This window comes from Halobacteriovorax sp. CON-3 (assembly GCF_043196995.1).
Taxonomy (GTDB): Bacteria; Bdellovibrionota; Bacteriovoracia; order Bacteriovoracales; family Bacteriovoracaceae; genus Halobacteriovorax_A.
The window spans coordinates 270,464-288,686 of sequence record NZ_JBEBNA010000002.1; the positions used below are offsets into that span (position 1 = coordinate 270,464).

General features: G+C 37.2%; 19 protein-coding genes and 1 pseudogene. 11 read left to right on the forward strand and 9 right to left on the reverse strand.

The genetic code is table 11. From position 1 onward, the window contains the following. The first annotated feature begins 90 nt into the window (after positions 1 to 90). The 5 genes from ABMA72_RS11960 (at position 91) to ABMA72_RS11980 (ending at position 4,494) form a co-directional block, all read left to right on the forward strand. Positions 91 to 936 (forward strand): 3-hydroxybutyryl-CoA dehydrogenase, encoded by an 846-nt coding sequence (locus ABMA72_RS11960; protein ID WP_393057250.1) that lies wholly within the window; start codon positions 91 to 93, stop codon positions 934 to 936. After that, positions 926 to 1,717, forward strand: a complete 792-nt coding sequence (locus tag ABMA72_RS11965) for an enoyl-CoA hydratase-related protein (protein ID WP_392858528.1) — start codon at positions 926 to 928, stop codon at positions 1,715 to 1,717. Before ABMA72_RS11960 ends, ABMA72_RS11965 begins: the two co-directional genes overlap by 11 nt. 3 nt (positions 1,718 to 1,720) lie before the next feature. Continuing rightward, the gene (locus ABMA72_RS11970; RefSeq protein ID WP_392858529.1) at positions 1,721 to 2,860 is read left to right on the forward strand and encodes an acyl-CoA dehydrogenase; all 1,140 of its coding nucleotides are present in this window, start codon (positions 1,721 to 1,723) and stop codon (positions 2,858 to 2,860) included. Positions 2,861 to 2,934: 74 nt separating this feature from the next. Next, a complete protein-coding gene (locus tag ABMA72_RS11975) occupies positions 2,935 to 3,969 on the forward strand; it encodes a hypothetical protein (protein WP_393057252.1) in 1,035 nt (344 codons plus the stop codon). Between the two features lie 27 nt (positions 3,970 to 3,996). Continuing rightward, positions 3,997 to 4,494: a hypothetical protein gene (locus tag ABMA72_RS11980; protein ID WP_393057254.1), complete on the forward strand. Its 498-nt coding sequence runs from the start codon at positions 3,997 to 3,999 to the stop codon at positions 4,492 to 4,494. 103 nt (positions 4,495 to 4,597) lie between these two features. Here the strand turns inward: ABMA72_RS11980 and ABMA72_RS11985 are convergent, their stop codons facing one another. The 3 genes from ABMA72_RS11985 to ABMA72_RS11995 form a co-directional block, all read right to left on the reverse strand. Further along, the gene (locus ABMA72_RS11985) at positions 4,598 to 6,430 is read right to left on the reverse strand and encodes a hypothetical protein (RefSeq protein WP_392858534.1); all 1,833 of its coding nucleotides are present in this window, start codon (positions 6,428 to 6,430) and stop codon (positions 4,598 to 4,600) included. A gap of 122 nt (positions 6,431 to 6,552) precedes the next feature. Then, on the reverse strand, positions 6,553 to 6,783 hold the full coding sequence (locus ABMA72_RS11990; RefSeq protein ID WP_021268351.1) for a ferredoxin: 231 nt from the start codon (positions 6,781 to 6,783) through the stop codon (positions 6,553 to 6,555). Between the two features lie 24 nt (positions 6,784 to 6,807). Next, a complete protein-coding gene (locus ABMA72_RS11995; RefSeq protein ID WP_393057256.1) occupies positions 6,808 to 8,271 on the reverse strand; it encodes a SurA N-terminal domain-containing protein in 1,464 nt (487 codons plus the stop codon). A gap of 129 nt (positions 8,272 to 8,400) precedes the next feature. On the opposite strand from ABMA72_RS11995, the gene mreC reads away from it, so the two are divergent. The 6 genes from mreC (at position 8,401) to ABMA72_RS12025 (ending at position 13,860) form a co-directional block, all read left to right on the forward strand. After that, a complete protein-coding gene (gene mreC / locus ABMA72_RS12000; RefSeq protein WP_392858539.1) occupies positions 8,401 to 9,291 on the forward strand; it encodes a rod shape-determining protein MreC in 891 nt (296 codons plus the stop codon). Then, positions 9,288 to 9,818 carry a hypothetical protein gene (locus ABMA72_RS12005; RefSeq protein WP_021268664.1) on the forward strand — a complete coding sequence of 177 codons (531 nt, stop codon included), beginning with the start codon at positions 9,288 to 9,290 and terminating at the stop codon, positions 9,816 to 9,818. Before mreC ends, ABMA72_RS12005 begins: the two co-directional genes overlap by 4 nt. After that, positions 9,818 to 11,833, forward strand: coding sequence for a penicillin-binding protein 2 (mrdA, locus tag ABMA72_RS12010; protein ID WP_393057257.1), 2,016 nt, complete (start codon positions 9,818 to 9,820; stop codon positions 11,831 to 11,833). Before ABMA72_RS12005 ends, mrdA begins: the two co-directional genes overlap by 1 nt. A 14-nt stretch (positions 11,834 to 11,847) precedes the next feature. Further along, a complete protein-coding gene (gene rodA, locus ABMA72_RS12015) occupies positions 11,848 to 12,960 on the forward strand; it encodes a rod shape-determining protein RodA (RefSeq protein ID WP_392858542.1) in 1,113 nt (370 codons plus the stop codon). Between the two features lie 64 nt (positions 12,961 to 13,024). Then, the gene (locus tag ABMA72_RS12020; RefSeq protein ID WP_392858544.1) at positions 13,025 to 13,297 is read left to right on the forward strand and encodes a hypothetical protein; all 273 of its coding nucleotides are present in this window, start codon (positions 13,025 to 13,027) and stop codon (positions 13,295 to 13,297) included. A 77-nt stretch (positions 13,298 to 13,374) separates the two neighbouring features. Beyond that, positions 13,375 to 13,860 carry a MarR family winged helix-turn-helix transcriptional regulator gene (locus ABMA72_RS12025; RefSeq protein ID WP_392858546.1) on the forward strand — a complete coding sequence of 162 codons (486 nt, stop codon included), beginning with the start codon at positions 13,375 to 13,377 and terminating at the stop codon, positions 13,858 to 13,860. 8 nt (positions 13,861 to 13,868) lie between these two features. On the opposite strand, the gene ABMA72_RS12030 is transcribed toward ABMA72_RS12025, so the two are convergent. From ABMA72_RS12030 to ABMA72_RS12055, 6 genes and pseudogenes are all read right to left on the reverse strand, one after another. Beyond that, a complete protein-coding gene (locus ABMA72_RS12030; RefSeq protein WP_392858547.1) occupies positions 13,869 to 14,375 on the reverse strand; it encodes a rhodanese-like domain-containing protein in 507 nt (168 codons plus the stop codon). 66 nt (positions 14,376 to 14,441) lie between these two features. Then, on the reverse strand, positions 14,442 to 15,347 hold the full coding sequence (locus ABMA72_RS12035; RefSeq protein ID WP_392858549.1) for a hypothetical protein: 906 nt from the start codon (positions 15,345 to 15,347) through the stop codon (positions 14,442 to 14,444). Next, positions 15,340 to 16,014: a hypothetical protein gene (locus ABMA72_RS12040; protein ID WP_392858550.1), complete on the reverse strand. Its 675-nt coding sequence runs from the start codon at positions 16,012 to 16,014 to the stop codon at positions 15,340 to 15,342. The genes ABMA72_RS12035 and ABMA72_RS12040 overlap by 8 nt, the downstream gene beginning before the upstream one ends. Positions 16,015 to 16,064: 50 nt before the next feature. Continuing rightward, positions 16,065 to 17,378, reverse strand: a complete 1,314-nt coding sequence (locus ABMA72_RS12045; protein ID WP_392858553.1) for an HD domain-containing protein — start codon at positions 17,376 to 17,378, stop codon at positions 16,065 to 16,067. Between the two features lie 20 nt (positions 17,379 to 17,398). After that, positions 17,399 to 17,641 carry a glutaredoxin family protein gene (locus ABMA72_RS12050; protein WP_392858554.1) on the reverse strand — a complete coding sequence of 81 codons (243 nt, stop codon included), beginning with the start codon at positions 17,639 to 17,641 and terminating at the stop codon, positions 17,399 to 17,401. Positions 17,642 to 17,710: 69 nt separating this feature from the next. Further along, a pseudogene (locus ABMA72_RS12055) lies at positions 17,711 to 18,223 on the reverse strand (histone protein); the annotation flags it as partial.

Below are 18,223 nucleotides of genomic sequence, written 5' to 3' on the forward strand. Positions count from 1 at the left end.
ATAGGACCAAATAAGGCCCTATTTACCAGTAATTTAATGGACGATCCCTTATAAATTAGGTACTTTCAATGCCAATACAAAGGAGACACAATGATTAAACAAATTGCCGTTATTGGAGCAGGGCAAATGGGGCGTGGGATTGCTCAAGTTGCCGCCATGAATGACTATAAAGTTTTTATGTATGATATCTCGGCCGAGGGCCTTGAGTTCGGTTACAACTTTATCAAAAAGCAATTAGACAAAGGTGTTACTAAAGGAAAGTGGGAGCAGTCATATGTTGAGACAACTCTTGCAAACCTAACAGCAACTTCGGATATGGACGATCTTAAAGATTGTGACCTATTCATCGAGGCTGCAACTGAAAACAAAGAAATTAAATTTAAAATTTTTAAGCAGTTAGATGAAATTGCAAAACCGGAAGCGATTCTTGCTTCGAATACTTCTTCAATTTCAATTACTGAAATTGCTGCTGCAACTTCTCGCCCAGCGAAAGTAGCAGGAATGCACTTTATGAATCCAGTTCCAGTAATGAAGCTTGTTGAAACAATCACGGGACTTGAGACAAGTGCTGAAACAATTAATGCAGTAGAAGAAGCTGCAACTAAAATGGGAAAAACTGTTGTACGTGCAGACGATGTAGCAGGATTTGCTGTTAATAGAATTCTTATGCCAATGATTAACGAAGCTTTCTACACTTTATATGAAGGCGTTGCTGAAGCTAAGGGAATTGATGATGCCATGAAACTTGGTTGTAACCAGCCAATGGGTCCACTAGAGTTAGCTGACTTTATTGGTCTTGATACTTGTTTAGCAATTATGGAAGTTCTTCACGATGGCCTAGGAGATACTAAGTACCGTCCTTGTCCACTTCTAAAGAAATACGTAACAGCTGGCCGTTTTGGGCGTAAAGTTGGAAAGGGTGTTTATGAATACTAATTTCGAAACAATCGCATTTGAAAAAATGGGTGACTTTGGTGTTTTAAAAGTTAACCGTGAAAAGAAATATAATGCTCTTAACTCTCAAGTTCTTCACGAGCTAAAGGATTTCCTATCTTCACTAAGTGAAGGTCATGACCTTAAGGGGATGATTTTTACAGGTGCAGGTGAGAAGGCATTTATTGCTGGTGCAGATATTGCAGAAATGAGTGATATGAGTGTTGATGAAGGACATGACTTCTCAACTCTTGGTCAAGATGTAACGCTTCTATTTGAAGGTTTAAATATTCCAGTGATCGCTTGTGTAAATGGTTTTGCACTTGGTGGTGGTTGCGAGATGGCCATGGCATGTGACTTTATCTATGCAACAAATACTGCAGTATTTGGTCAGCCTGAAGTAAAGTTAGGTCTTGTTCCTGGTTTTGGTGGAACACAAAGACTTGCTAAGCTTATTGGTCGCAATCGTGCTAAAGAAATTATCTACACTGGACGTAATGTAGATATTAATGAAGCAAAAGAAATTGGTCTTGTTGTTCGCTCTTTTGAAACACAACAAGAAATGCTTGATGAGGCAATGAAAACTTTAGAAAGCATTGCTAAGAATTCACCAAATGCTATCGCAATTTCTAAACAAATTATGAATGAAGGTAATGACCTTACTATTGAACAAGGTCTAGATATTGAAGCTCGCCACTTTGGTGATATTTTCTCTTCTTACGATATGAAAGAAGGGAGTGCGGCTTTTGTTGAAAAAAGAAAACCTGTATTTAAAGGGGAATAATAAATGATGTTAAGTGACTACCAAGAACTTAGAGACCTCGTTTCTAAATTTGCAGACAGTGAAGTTGCACCACTTGCTGCTTCTATTGATAAGAATGAAAAGATTCCAACTGAGCTTGTTGGTAAGCTTGGTGAAAATGGTTTCCTAGGTTCATATGTTCCAGAAGAGTATGGTGGAGCAGGTATGGACTACGTTTCATATTCAATTATCGTTGAAGAGATCTCTCGCGCATGTGCTTCAACTGGTGTTTTAATTTCAGCTCACACATCTCTTTGTGTTTACCCGATTTTAAACTTTGGTAATGAAGAGCAAAAGAAAAAATATCTTCCAAAACTTGCTTCAGGTGAGCATATTGGTTGTTTCTGTCTATCTGAACCAAACGCTGGGACAGATGCAGGTTCATTAACAACTTATGCAGAAGATAAAGGTGATTACTATGAAATCACTGGAACTAAGAACTTTATTACAAATGGTAAAGAAGCAAATATTGCAGTTGTTTTTGCAAAAACTTCAAAGACAGATAACTACAAAGGAATCTCTGCATTCATCGTTGAGTGTGACTCGGAAGGTTTCGAAGTTATGAAATGTGAAGAAAAGCTTGGGATCAAAGGGTCTTCTACAGCTCAAATTGCATTCGACAAAGTAAGAGTTCCAAAAGAGAATTTACTTGGTGAATATGAAAAAGGTTTCAAAATTGCCATGAATACTCTTGATGGTGGACGTATTGGTATTGCTGCTCAAGCCCTAGGTATTGGTGAAGCTGCTTTCCGTTATGCTAAGCACTACTCAAATGAAAGAGTTCAGTTTGGAAAGCCTCTACATGCTCTTCAAGCAATTCAGTTTAAACTTGCTGATATGAGTACAAAACTTGCTGCATCTCGTCTTCTGATTTGGGAAGCATCTCGCAGAAAAGATAATGGTGAAGAATACTCACTACAATCAGCTCAAGCTAAGCTTTTTGCTGCTGAATCTGCAATGTGGATTACAACTCAAGCAATTCAAGTTTGTGGTGGTAATGGTTATACAAAAGAGTATCCGGTTGAGAGATTCTTCCGTGATGCTAAAATTACAGAAATTTATGAAGGGACTTCAGAGATTCAAAGAGTGGTTATCGCTGCTAATGAGCTTAAGAGCTTAAAGTAGATAGTTGTTCAATTGAAAGAGAAGTGATACGGTTTTAACTTGTTATGTTAAAGAAAATCTTGGAGAAAGTAGGCATGGCCAAAAAAACTACTAAGAAGAAAACAGCTAAAAAAGCTGCGAAGAAAGTTGCAAAAAAGACAACTAAGAAAACTACTAAAAAAGCAGCTCCAAAAACAGCTAAAAAGACTGCAAAAAAAGTAGCTAAGAAAGCAGCAAAGAAAGTTACGAAAAAGACAGCTAAAAAATCTGCAAAGAAAGTAACTAAGAAAGCGGCCAAAAAAGTAGCCAAAAAAACAACTAAGAAAGCTGCCCCAAAAACAGCAAAGAAAGTAGCTAAGAAAGTTACAAAAAAGGCAGCTAAGAAAGTGACTAAGAAAGTAGCCAAGAAAACAACAAAAGCTGCAGCAAAGAAAGTAGCAAAGAAAGCGACTAAAGCACCTGTTAAGAAAGTTGCAAAGAAAACAACTAAAAAAGCTGCTGCAAAAACAACTGCTAAGAAAGCAACGACGAAACCAACTAAAGCAAAAGCTAAGAAGGAAGAGATTGTTGAAGAAGTAGTTGAAGTAGAAGAAGTTGTTGAGCTTCAGCCTGAACTTTTTGAAGAAGAAGTTGAAGAAGTCGAAGAGGTTGAGGAAAAAGTTGTTCCTGAAGAAGAGGAAGAAGAAGTTGTTATTAAAAAGACTCCACTTCCATCGACAGAAGAAGAGAAGGTAGAAGAAGTATTTAGACTTGCTGAAACTTTAGACTACTTCCTTGGTGATACAGACGAGTGTTTAGCAAAGGGATGTGATAACCCTGCAACAACAGCTGGTTTCTGTCGTCTTCACTATATTGGGTATTGGAAAGAGATCAAAAACAAAATCTCTATTCTTGAAGAGGGAATGCTTCAGAAATACGTAAAAGAGATTATTGGTAAATATCCTGTAAAAGTAATCGATGAGGTCTTAAAAGATCTTAGTGATGATAAGTCATTCGTTGATGTTCTTCGTGAGATGGATATCGAAGCGGATGAAAGCTTTGACGAAGTTGATGATATTGATGCAGAAGACGATCAAGATATCGCTTTCGAAACTAAGTCATCTGTTAAAGCTATTATGGATGAGGAGTAGCGTCATTGTTTGCCCACAGGCAAACTATTGGACGCTACGCCAGCTCCCCAATCTTTAGCTAAAAAATTATTTCAACAAGCCGGGTTCAAGCCCGGCTTTGTTGTCTCAGGAGCAATGGGAAAGATGTCGCAAAAAAAGCGACACTTTCACGAAGTGAAAGTTAGCAAACAATCTTTCTTACATGACCGAAACACGCGAGCTACGCTCTTTGTTTCTTGGGTCACATTCATCTCTGCTTCAAAACTGCCCTTTGGGGCACTTTTGCCGCAGGATGTGTCTCAGGAGCAATGGGAAAGAAACCGCAAAGAAAAACGATATTTTCACAAAGTGAAAATGAGTAAACAATCTTTCTTACATGACCGAAACACGCGAGCTATGCTCTTTGTTTCTTGGGTCACATTCATCTCTGCTTCAAAACTGCCCTTTGGGGCACTTTTGCCGCAGGATGTGTCTCAGGAGAAAAAAAACTTTGTACTTAGCGACACTTTAGCTTCGCTAAAGTTAGCAACAAAACTTCTCATATAACCAAAAGCGACATTTTTACGAAGTGAAAGTTAGCAACAATCCCCATTTAAATTGGAAGTAGGGTACAGCGCAGTGCTTACGTAAAAGTCTGCTGGAACCTAAACTACTCACCCTTAAATAAACTTAAAAGATAAGTGTTAATGTCACCAACATCAAGTGTGGCATCATCATTTGAAGATTCAGAATAATCCATACCAGTTGATGCAAACTTTTCATTAAGCTCATCAGCAGAGTAGCCAATTGAGCCTAGGTCAACTCCCATCTCTTGATACTTTTCACGATTTTCTTCTGACAGAATTGAGTTCTTCATTTCCATGGCAAGTGCACGAGTGTTTCGTTGAGTGTCTTCGTTCTCATCACCACTTCGAATTTCAAGGTATGAAGAAACAATATTATTGAAGTGAACGAGCTTTGAAAAATTCTCCGCTCTCTTTTGCGTTTTTTCAGCAAGTGCTGCTATTGTCTCAAGGTCTTCGATTTCGCTAAATTCATCACCCTTTGTTGTATGCTTCTTTATTTCATCACTTAGTGACTGAAGGATAGCATCTTTCTTCGCTTCGTAGCGCTTGGCGATTTGATCCTTTACACCTTGTACTGTAGCAAGATTCTTTGCTTCATCTTCAGTGTAACCTTCTTCAATTAATAGCTTTGCAACTTCTTCTGGATTATCTTCGATATCCTTAAGTTTTTGTAGTGTGACTTCTTCTTGAACCTTAAGCTCTCCAAGTAAGGAGTATTGTTCTTCTCTATTTGACGAAAGGAATTTCTGACAAGCTTCGCCGTCAACAATTTTGCCGTCTTTGTAGCATTCTTCCATTGCTGCGATTTCTTCTTTTTGACCTTTGGCCATTGCTTCCATCGCATCCCCAGAAGAGATTGTTGTGAGAGCATCAATACTCTCGTCAGAGTTTTCTCTTGAGTCGTACATTTTTACGTTTGATAAACTGTCTGCTCCTTGCAGTTTTTCAAACTTCTTTGCGATTCCATCAGTTGTCGTAATACTCTGTCTTGCTAACTCAATATATTGAATAACATTACACGCTCTAGGGTATGAGTAGCGAACGAGGGAATCACACTTATCAACTTTTTCATCACTGTCTTTGCCTTTAACATGTTTGGCACATTCATTGACGATATCTGCACGAACGACCTTGCGCCCACCTTGAGCGTTACTTGGGTCGGGGCTGAAGACTTTGAATTCACCTCCGGCCGCACCTGCGTAGCAGACAGCATTAATATTTCCAATACAAGCTTCCCAATTACTGGCCGATTTAAGAACTTGTTTCTGCTCACCTGTGTTTGGGTCTGTTTTAACAACTGTTTGATTAAGGCCTGCAAGGTTTTCATTTTTGATTCTTTCTCTTTCTGCTTCATCTTCAGAGATAAGAGGGTAGCCATAGTTCTTTGATTCGATACAGTAGCTTGTGGCCGCTGAGATAATATTCTTACCTAATTGTGTTTTGTATAATTCAAAGAAAGTTTTCTGGCTGGCAATTTTATCAAACTTACCTTTTGTACTATCAAATTCCCCGTAGAGTGCCTTTTCTAGTTTTTCGATAAGAAATTGTTTTAAGGTTTCAAGTCCCTTAGATGTTCCTTTCGTTGTATCCATCGTTGTGCGGTAACGGCCAGAGCCTTTCTTACCACTTTGCTTTTCAACTAATTTATTGATTTGTTTAAGGGTTCCCTCATCGGCCTGAATTCTTCCCCAAAGACAATTACCAAGATCAACTCCACTAAAGGTGTTCTTTTCAGATTCCAATCGATAGCATTCAGAGTACATATCTTGAACGCCTGGTACACTCATGGCACTTTCAAACATTGGGTTTTGACTTGTTAGAACTTGAAGGTAGCGTGCCTCCGCATTGTCGTTGCTATTTTTGGCAACGGCACTAAGGCTTAAGCTAGTAAGAATAAATAGGGTTTTTAACCTCATAACCATATTATACTACTCGGTTATTTAGGCAGATAACTTTAATTCAATTTGATTTAATTTAATGTGATTTTAGTGGTTTAGGAGGAGGTGAGAGGAGAGGTTGTTGCAAAGAAATTGAGGACTTAACCGTCCTCACCAATTGCTTCAACTGGGCATGCCTCAAGAGCTGACATACATTCTTCAAGTTCTGCATCGTTTGAAGGTTGAAGTTTTACGAAGGCGTGTCCTTCATCGTCATTCATTTCAAAGAAGCGAGGGGCCTCCATAACGCAAGCATCACAGGCGATGCATTGGTCATCAACATAGAATTTTCCATCTACATTTTGATCAAATTTTGCGCTTTTGTCGGCCATCTCACTTCTCCAAATTATTTAAAATTACTGTGGTAATTGTGCGTATTTATTTTGCTTGAAAGTATATTCTTTACCTAACTTATCTAGCAGAGTTTTTAGAGTTTGTTGAGCACTAATATTAGTAAGTGAATTTACATCATAACCCTTTGAATCTGTTGACTTAGCAGGTGTCGTTGCAACAATTGTTGTTTGTGTTGCATCTTCAAAAGTAAATAGACCTGAGTCTTTTGTGAAAACTTCAGCAACTTGTTTTTCATCAAGTTCACCTGTTGGCCCAGCACCTTCAAGTTTATTGATATTGATTTCTTTAATACCAAGTCCGTACTTCTTTTCAAGTGCACTTAGTGCTTTTGAGTTTGAAGCAGCTTTTTGTACTTCTGTGATTGCTTTCTTCATTAGAGGAGCAACATCTTTTTCTTTTTGAAGAATTTCTTTTGCAATATCTTTTTGGTGATCCGCTAGTTTTGCTGTAACAGCTTCTTTGCGATCTTCAGCGTAGATAATGTGGTAACCATAAGAAGTTTTAACTGGCTGAGAGATTTCACCTTTCTTAAGTGTGAAAGTTGCTTTTTCAAACTCTGGAACCATTTGACCACGCTTAACCCAGTTAAGGTCTCCACCGTTGGCCTTTCCTTGTGGCTCTTGCGTGTACTTCTTTGCAAGTGCTACGAAGTTCTTCTTATTAACTTCTTTTCTAATTTTATTTGCTTCTTTTAGTGCATCTGCTTCATTACCATTTTCAAAAGTAATTAAGATATGTCTTGTTTTTACTTCTTCTTGTTGGCTTAGTAGTGGAAGTTTGTCTTTAAATAGAGACTCAACTTTTGCCTTGTTAGCTTCTTCTTTTAAGAACTCAGTGATATCTGAAGAAGAGATTGTTACAAGCTTTCTAACGTTTGCATTTTTGATTGTGATAATCTTTGCATTTCTCTTTTCATTATATAATTTGTTCAGTTCTTCAGTAAGTGCCTTTGAAACAGGTACATGTTGAACAATATTTTGAAGTTTTCTTTGTGCAATTCTTTCTTTTGTTTCTTCTTCATAATTTTCTGGAGTGAATTTATTGTATGAAAGAAGAGTCTTGTACTTATTGATGTCAAATTGCTTATTAGTTTGAAAGTATGAAGTATTTTTAATGTCGTTAATTACTTCATCTTTTGAAACAAGAACACCAAGGTCTTCAGCAAGAACAACTCTTAGTTTTTGGAATACTAAATTTCTGATCGCGTTGTCGTAAACTTTGTACTGGCTCATTTGTTGAGAAGTAAGAGGTTGTCCCCCACCAATAAACTTAGAATAAAAATCTGATTGTCTTTGAACTTCCATATTGAAGTCACGTACCTTGATATCATGACCGGCAACACTACCAATTGAGTCTGGTGTACCTGTGTTGAAGAAAGGGCCTGAAACCATGAATGAAATAACGATAATTCCGATAAAAAGAGTCAGGAATATCTGCGATGATTTTTTCTGAAAATTAGATGACATTTTACCACTCCATGTAATTTTAATTTTCGTTATTATCACTTAAATATGCTACTCCGTAAAGAATATTGGCAGTTTAAATAATCCTGTGTACTCTTTTAATATAAAAAAAAATAGCAACTTAGGATTAGAATGAAGCTAATTGCATCGGAAGGATCTCGAACCAAATTAATCATTAACCTAGTTGTCCTATCACTTGCATTTTACGGCGTGTCAAAGCGTAAGGCCCCTTATAAAGAAGCCTCTATTTTTGAAAATGTTATGATGGACACCTTGGCCCCTCTTCAAAGAGGTATTTCAAATGCATACAAGAATGTTGCATCATTCTTTGAAGACTATATGCTCAATGTTAATGCGTCGAAAGAAAATGTCTCTCTTAAAGAACAAATTGGTTCTCTTAAGCAAGAGGTCTTTGCGTTAAAGCAATTAGAGCAAGAAAATCAACGTCTGCGTCAAATCTTAAATTTTGGTAAAAAAATCAAACACGAGATGATTTCTGCCCAAGTCGTTGCGTGGGATTCATCAAGTGACTTCAGAGTTATTCGTATCGATAAAGGTTTTAAAGATGGGATCAAGTTGCAATCAACAGTTGTCACTTCTGATGGGATTGTTGGTTACGTTTATCGTCTCACAGATCACTTTGCAGATATTTTAACAATTCTTGATCCAAGTAACCGCGTTGATGTCATTGTAAATCGCACTCGCTCATACGGTATCTTAGAAGGGTATTCTGGTTGGCGAACTGTGATGAAATATGTGGTTCGTACGGACCCTGTTCGTCTAAATGATTTAGTTATTACTTCCGGTCTTGGAAATATTTATCCGCGCGGAATTCCAGTAGGGATTATCACAAAGATTGAAAGAGAGAGTTATGGGATTACTCAACACCTTGAGGTAACTCCTACTGTCGACTTTTCAAAACTAGAAGAAGTTGCTGTTCTTGTTCCTTCTGAGGATCAAGATAAGAAGCGAGTGGAGTGGGAAGCTCTAGAGAATAATGCCCAACAAGGAGATGGGAGATGATTAAGTCTTCAGATATCCCAATTCGATTACTGATTACTGTATTAATCCTTATTGTATTAGAAGTTCTGGCCAGTGCGTTCTTACCGCTATTTGGCCTTAACAAATATATGATTCCATTTAATGTACTTCTTGTTCTGTATATTGGTTTTAAATTAGAGACTCCATACCTTGCAATTATCATTTTAATTCTTCAGTTAACACACTCTCTATTCTCTATTGAAGGATGGGAGTATGGAACGATTTCAGGAATTCTGATTTGTATTGTTATTGGTTACTTAAGAGACCTTCTACATTTTACAAGTAGCTTTATTACAATGCTTACAGTTTTTCTCTTCCAAGTACTTTGGTTTTTAATTAGTTCATCATTACTTTACTTAAAGTTTGATAGCTTCGATTATATTGTACAGAAATTTTGGCGCTTTATTCCTGAGAGTATTATCTTATCTTTATTAGCTCCAATTTTCTTCTCACTACTTGATAAGGTATGGAGAACGAAGAGTGAAGGCCTCATGGGGAATAATGTCTAATGTTTGCTGAAGAAGAAGTAGTTCGGTCCCATAAGACTAGGGCCGACATTCTATTTACATTAATCACACTTGCATTCGCGGTTATTTTAATACGTTTATGGTACTTACAGATTTACCAAGGTGATCTTCTGTATCAATACTCAATTCAAAACCGACTAAGAAAAGAAACGGTTAAGGCCCCTAGGGGAATGATTTTTTCTCGTAATAATCAACTACTAGTTGATAACGTTCCTCGCTTCGACTTAGTTATCATTCCTCAATATCTTGATAATAGAAAAGAGACGATTAAAAAGCTTTCTAAGATTCTTGATATGAGTGAGAAAGAAATTCATTCGACTTTAAAAAAGTATCGTGGACAGGCGCGCTATCGTCCTGTTCGTATTAAGAAGAATATCTCTAATAAAGAAGTTGCAATTATTGAGACTGAAAACGAAAAGCTTCCAGGTGTTCAGGTTGAAACATTTATTTCACGTGAATATCGAGACAAGGAAGTAGGCTCTCACTTATTAGGGTATATTGGTGAGATTTCTCAAAACCAGCTTCCACGCTATCGCAAAAGAGATAATATCGACTATAAGCTTGGAGACTTTATCGGACAAGCTGGTGTTGAGGAAAGATTTGATCGCGATCTACGTGGAGAAGATGGTTATCAAATTATGGAAGTTGATGCCAGAGGACGTATGCGTCGCTCAATTGGTACAAGTAATATTCTTGCCGGAATTGAAAATAAAAAGGCGACGCCTGGAAATAACTTAAGGCTGACTATTGATCGTGATATGCAGAAGACGGCCTATAAGTCTCTTGAGGGGAAAGTTGGTGGAGTTGTGGCCGTGGACGTTAGAAATGGTGAAGTTCTTACGATGGTTTCACGTCCTTCTTTCGATCCAGGGCAATTCTCAAAAGGTCTAACTTCAGAGTATTGGAACTCTCTCATTAATAATCCTGATCGTCCTCTTCGCGATCGTACGATTCAAGATCACTATGCACCAGGTTCAACATTTAAAGTCTTTACAGCAATTGCTGCTTTAGAAGAAGGCATTATTAAGGCCAAAGATGAAGTTATGTGTGGCCCTCGCTTTCGCCTAGGCCGTCGTACATATAATGACTGGAAAAGATCAGGTCACGGAATTACTGACTTATATAAATCTTTAAGAAGATCTGTAGACGTTTATTATTATAAGATTGCGGTTGAGCTTGATATTGATATTCTTGCAAAATACTCGAGAATGTTTGGCCTTGGTGAAAAAACTGGAATTGCTCTCCCTAGAGAAACAACGGGATTAATTCCAACTCGTGAGTGGAAAGAAAAACGTTTCGGAGAGAAGTGGCAAGACGGTGAAACTGTAAGTTGTGTAATCGGTCAGTCTTATATGTTAACGACACCTCTTCAGTTAGCTGTTTCTTATGCGGCCATTGCTAATGGTGGGAAAGTCTATAAACCACAAATCGTAAGAGAAGTTTTTAATAATAAAGGTGATATTATTAAAAGCTTTAAAGAAGACCTTGTTCAAACGGCCAAAGTAAGTGAACAAACTCTAGTTGATGTAAGGCAAGGACTTTATGAAGTTGCTAACCATCCAAGAGGTACCGGTTGGTGGGTAAGAGGTACTGGAGTTAAGATGGCCGGTAAGTCTGGAACGTCACAAGTTATTTCAATGAGTACAACTGAGCTTTTCTCTCGATGTGCTGATAAGCCATATAATCAAAGACACCACGGTTTATTTGTTGCCTTTGCTCCTTATGAGAATCCACGTGTTGCAGTTGCGGCCGTTGTTGAACACGGTTGTTCAGGTTCAGGTGCTGCAGGGCCAATTGTTCGTAATGTCCTGACAACATATATGAAAAAGTATATGCCAGATCTTCATAAGATTTACGCTAAGGAAGATCGTAAGATTATGTCTGACTTCTTTGCTGATAGAAGAAAGAAGAGACAAGAAGCTGAAAGGCTAAAAGCTGAAAAAGAAAAAAAGAATGAAGAGTCTGACGGCGATGATGAAGGTCAAACGGAAGATTAAAAAGTGAGAGCTTAATGGATTTATCTAATATTAAAGAATTTTTTAAAAGGTATGATTTCTCGTTCTTTCTTTTAAGTACGGTTATCTTTTTCTTCGGAATTCTAAATCTCTATTCGGCAACTCACGCATCTGCTTCGACTGCGCATGCTAATTTATTTAAGGTGCAGATCGGTTGGTATGCTCTTTCAATTGTAATTGCTTTTGTTATTAGCTTTATTAACCCTCAAAACCTCTATCGCTTTGCTTGGCCTATCTACCTATTTAATATCGTTTTACTCATCTTAGTAATTGTTCTTGGTCATAAAGGGATGGGGGCAAGACGCTGGCTAATGATTGGGCCTATTAGGTTTCAGCCCTCTGAGTTAATGAAGATATCAGTGATCTTCGTCTTAGCAAGATACTTTAGAAATTATGCTCCAGATAATGAATTAGGACTAAAAGACTTAATTAAGCCTGCCATCCTAGCTTTTATCCCAACGATTTTGATTATCGTTCAACCAGACTTAGGAACAGGGCTCCTAATCCTTCTGATCTTCTTTACAATGGTATTTTTTAGAAAACTAAAGTGGAAGACTCTTCTTATTCTCGCTCTTGTGGGCCTTGTGAGTGGGGGTGTGATGTATCAGTTTGGCCTAAAAGAATATCAACGAAATCGTATTAGAACATTCATCAATCCGACAGCTGATGCAAAGGGGACTGGATATAATGCCATTCAATCAAAAATTGCAATCGGTTCAGGAAAGATATTTGGTAAAGGATTAAGAAAGTCGTCTCAGGCTTCTCTTAACTATCTTCCAGAAAATCACACTGACTTTGTTTTCTCAATTTATAACGAAGAACATGGGTTCTTTGGGGCCATCCTTCTCATCGGACTCTATCTCTTTTTATTCTTCCGATTTGTCTGGCTTTCCGTTAACGTCAGCCGAATATTTGAGTCCGTCACCATTATTGGAGTTATGAGTATTTTCTTCTGGCACACCTTTATCAATATGGGGATGGTAATGGGACTACTTCCTGTTGTAGGGCTGCCTCTACCTCTAATGTCCTATGGAGGTTCATCTCTTTTAACCTTTGGGGTTTGTATAGGGGTCGCGACTTCAATTTCGAACACGAGGCGCTTCTTTTAAAAAAGGGGGCTTTTGGCATCGATAATGCATCAATATAGGTAATACACCTTAATATGGAGCAAATATGCCAAAAAAGATGATCAAACTTTTAACACTTGTCTTATTACTATCCGCACCACAGGCTTTTGGGGCCGGCTTTGGTAGTGAATTCGAGTTATTCGATCGTCTAAAGGAAGATATGTGGAATCTAGGGTTAGATTTTGAATATGTGCATACTGCTGATCTTAAATTACCAAATACTGACGCCATTCATGAAGGTGGAGAGATGGAGCAGGGACAGTTACTTGTGAAATCAGTGCCTTATGAATTAATTCATCGATTTGAGCGCTCATTTTAAGATTTGATTAAAATAGTACTAATATTTGACTATGTCTTTTTACTCTCGCTACAATATTCGTGTTAGTGAGGTATGCAATGAAGAACGTATCTGCAATTGGAAGTTTACTGAAGAAGATCTATCGTATCTACAGTAATCACATTCTTAGTTATCTACAAGAGAAAGGCTTTACAGACTTAAGGCCGAGCTTTCTTGAAATTCTTATTTATATTTGTGAAAACGAAGGCCCAACAATCAAAGAGATTGGTTCTGCTTGCGGCCTAAAGAAGCAAACAATGACGAGTCACTTAAATGAGTTACAAAAACGTGGCTATATCATTCGCAAGTCTTCTGAAGTTGATAAGCGTGAACAACGCGTTTATTTAACTGAGTACGGTGAGAAGTTTAAGTTCTCTCTCTTTGATGTTCTTGAGTTAATTGAAGGAAATTATTCGAGAAGAATTGGAGAGGTTGAGCTTGAAAGAATTCAATCAACTCTAGAGAATATGCACAACAAATTAAATAATGTTGAAAGGCATACATTAGAGTCGAGAATTCAACTCAACCTATCACTCGATTTTTAATAAATAGTTTAAGCTACTTTTACAACAACGGAACCTTGTGTTGCTGGCCAAAACTTGTAGCCACCTGAAACGTTATTCACGTTAAAGAAGCCTTTCTTTACCAGCTTTTCACATGCTTGAATTGACTTAAGTCCATCTTCGCTAATAACTAAGATTGGCGTTGTCTTATTTGTGATCTCAACATAGCGGTGATCGAGATCTTCATAAGGAATATGAATTGCACCCTCAAGCTTAACAGGCTTTTCATAATCCTTTGGAGTGATATCTAAAATAATATAATCCATGTCCTTATCTTCATAGACATCAAATGCCTTACGAGGAGATAGGTCATTATATGGGAGTCCCATTAGAATCATATTATCATCAATGAATTCACCGTTCTTTACGCGAATTAAATGATTTCTTTGAAGTGAAACTGAGAAGTCGACTTTTTCGTCAATCTTTGCAAGGTTGCGTTCAATATTAGTTAGTCTAGTATTGATAAAATCAAGCATTTGAAAATATTTTAAATCCACGAAATTCCTCCTCGTTCAAACTCCATATCGGATAAACAAGAGGAGCAATGAGAAAACGGGCCCTAATTAGAAGAGCGGGTAAAAATTTCCATAATAAATATTCCCAGTGATAACCGTTGTTAAGAAGCATGAAGTGAAAAGAATAGCACCTTCATAAATTCCATAACCGAGTTCTACGCTTAGGTTTGCATCGTCAGTATCGTCTTTCTTAATTTGTAGATCGTCTTGAATTGAGAAGACCAGAATAAGACCCTTTCTAATAATAGGGATGATGATAATTGAAAGTAGGATCTTTAGAATCACTTGAATTGTATACCACTTAATATCTTGAAGAGAGTGATCAAGAGAAGAAGAGATAATCGTACAAAGTCCTAAGATGAATCCCATGTATGAAATTGCAACAGCTAGGCTTTTTTGAACAAGAAGCCTGTTAAAAGAGAGCTTTGAAATAATTTGAAAAGTCTTAGAGCAGAATCCTATGAGAACAACGGCAAAAAGCCATAGGAATAGCGTCATAATCAGAGAGCTATTTGATACCTTAATAACTGTTTTTAAAATATAGGCCAACGAGATTGAGTGAGAAAAACATATAATAGCGTAGGCGTAATTTTTTCGACGTAAGATTTCATCAGCATATTCAAAATTGTAGAGAACAATGCTTTCTAAGATATAGAGTGAAGCGAGGTAGAGGGCGATAACCATTATCGACTCTAAGAAAAGTTGTCCTAGTGCAAAGTACATCCCATCAGAAACATTGATGACAATATTTGAATAGATAATTCCAATACCAATAATTCGTCCAAAGAGGTGGATCGTGTCAGTTGAGTTTTTCGATGGAGAGAATTTTTTTAAAATTTGGTGCTTGATTGATGGAAAGAGAATTAAATGAGCTTGCTTATATATATAAATAATAAAGCAAATAATTAGTGCAAAAATAATTCGAATAATTAATTTATCGTATAACTCATTCATTCTTTTGTTCCCACTTAGGTAAACTAGTATATTTCTTCAATATGTCTTTTAGTGTTGTTTTGTTTTCGCTCTTCTTCTTAAATGCGTAGTGTGCTGTCGTTACAGAACCTTTTGTTCCGAACTCATTATTTAGGCCATAGAATGGAGAGTTTGCCTTTTCAAGAACAATCATTCTACGATAGAAGTCATAAGTTGGGGTGAAGTCTCCCCAGTGGAAAAGCTGAGGAAAGTTCTTGTATGTTCGGTGAAAGCGCCAAACCTTCTGTCCCGAATCTGAAGTTCTCCAAGTTCCATAAGCAGGTGAGCCAATATAAATTGAGCCAGGAGGCATAGGAACTGTTGAGCTTACATCATTTTCATATCTTCTAAAAAGAGACATTCCTATATTTGCTTGGTTCTCAAGAAAGAACTCACGAGAAATTCTTACATTAATTCTTTGTGGTGCCTTAAAGGCATGAATGATTTGATAGCGGTGGTGATAAGTTTTAATGAGGGCACCTGTTGAAAACTCTCTTTCAAGAATAACTGAAATAGGTGAGCCCTTAAAAATATTTGCGTATGCATTTGCATTTGGAACAAAGATTGTTCTCTTCTCAGATGGAGAAAAACTCTTCGATATACCGAGGTAAAGCAAAATTAATAGCACATAAAGTGAAAACTTATTCATATCTATTTATTATAGACGACCTTGACGAGCCTAGTCCAAAGAATCAAAGATTAATTTGAAGAAATAATTTTATTAATTTCTGCTAAATTCTCTTTGCTTAGTTTTTCCATATCACAATGAAGTCTATTAATAGCATGGGACTTCGAAAATTTGTGGAATAGGTCAGTTGCTTCGTTAATATCGAAGTACTCTGTTTTACCACCCATTTTTGAATTCCTTACAACTTTCATCGTGTATTGCCCCTTGTTCTTTGGCCTATCTGCTGCGTAGTACTTAGATAGACGTCCAGTTGAAGAAGAGCGAATCACTTCCATATTGATAGACTCTAAGTAGGCTTGAACCTTCTCAAGAGTTGCCAATTGTGAAGAGTTGAAAGATTCAAAAATCTTTTCTGGCGTTTGATTATTAACAATCGCCTTTGCATATGGATTATTTGAGTGTCTTAAAATCTTCATAAGATGATAATCATCGTGCTCAATATATTTTTCAATATCGGCCGGGATTAAGTACTCATATGGAGATGTTTTAAAATAACGTTGTAAAAGTTTTTCAAGGCAAACTGCACGATAGTGGAAGTAAACCATGATGAACATGTGGTAGCGACTTAGCAGGAAATCATCGAAAGTGATGACAGCTCTCTCAGAAATTCCTAATGTAGCTTTCCCATCAATAATTGCAGCTTCAAGATTATCAAGTAACCAATCAAGATCGTAAGAACCGTAGCTCACCCCGCAGAAGTAGCTATCTCTTAGAAGATAGTCCATGCGGTCACAGTCAAGTTCACTTGAAACAAGTTGATGAAGAAGAGGGAAGTAGCTAATACCATCAATCTTAAAATAGTCATGATCGTTAGTTTCACCACGAATAAGATCCGCGATATACTTTCTTTCAACACCAAAAGTTTTTTCAACTTCTTTTAAACTGTGTGCAAGAGAGCTATCTGCAATGGCCTTGATCGTGTAGTCTTCATGAGTTGCTTGGCGGTCACTTGTTAGGTCACGACCTAGAAGATATTCTTGAGGAATTTTTAGATCCTTAAGCTTTGGCATCACTACTTCAGTCGAGTGACTTAGTGGAGCGTGCCCAATATCGTGTAAAAGACAAGCTAACTTAAAAGTTTCTTTAATTCTTAAGTGCTCTTTTGTGATGATTTGATTTTTAAAGAGACGATCAAATGCCATCTCTCCAACTTTCATCACACCAATAGAGTGAATGAGACGAGTATGAGTCGCACCAGGAAAAATATATTCAGAGAAACCTAGTTGTTTAATGTTGCGAAGACGTTGAAAAAAGTCTGCACGAATAATTGGTTCTTCTTCTTTTAAGATGTGAATTGATCCGTGGACCGGGTCTCTTACTTCCATTGAATAACTTCCTCAAAAAATTATTTAAGCTTATCCTTATTTTGAACTAACCAGTTGATGATATCTTGTGATTCAAACATTGGCTTATCGTCAATATAGAGACAAGGAACTGTACGTCTTCCTGTAGTATTAATATGCCTTTCTAGGGCCGATGTGTCATTCATTATATCGCAATAAGTTAAATTAATCCCTAGCTGTTCAATAACGTCCATAACTCGATGGCAAAATGGGCAACCTGTATAGTAAAAAAATTCTAATTTCATAATATCGTTCCAAATAGAAAAAGCGGCAAAAGCCGCTTTTTCGTTATTTATATTTTATCTCAATAGATTTTAGTAAAAATCATCCTCATCTTCATTTTCATCAGACTTATCAAGACCAAGTGCATATCTTTCGTCTTCATCAAGATCATCTGTTGATACTTCTTCTTCTGGAGAATCAAATGCATCATTGTATCCCCATCCAAAGCTCATATCATCTTTTTCATCTTGTTCATCGTCAGGATTATATTCTTCTTGAAGATTTGGTCCTGGCTCACTGTAGTTTTCTGTAGCTTCTAGTCCAACGCTATCTTCGCTTTCTTCAATTGTTTCAAGCTTAGTTTCTTCGGCCACTGCAAGCTTGTCTTCAAGCTCATATTCTTTTAGTGAGTCAGCTAGTTGAGAATCAAGAGCATCCTTGTGTTTCTCTTTATACATTGCAATTGCTTCTTCACGAGAAAGACCTGTTGTTGAGTCTTTTTTACTTGTATCTTTCTTTGCTGTTTTTTTAGCTACTTTCTTAGTCGCTTTCTTTGCCGCTTTTTTAGCTACTTTCTTAGTCGCTTTCTTTGCTGCTTTTTTAGC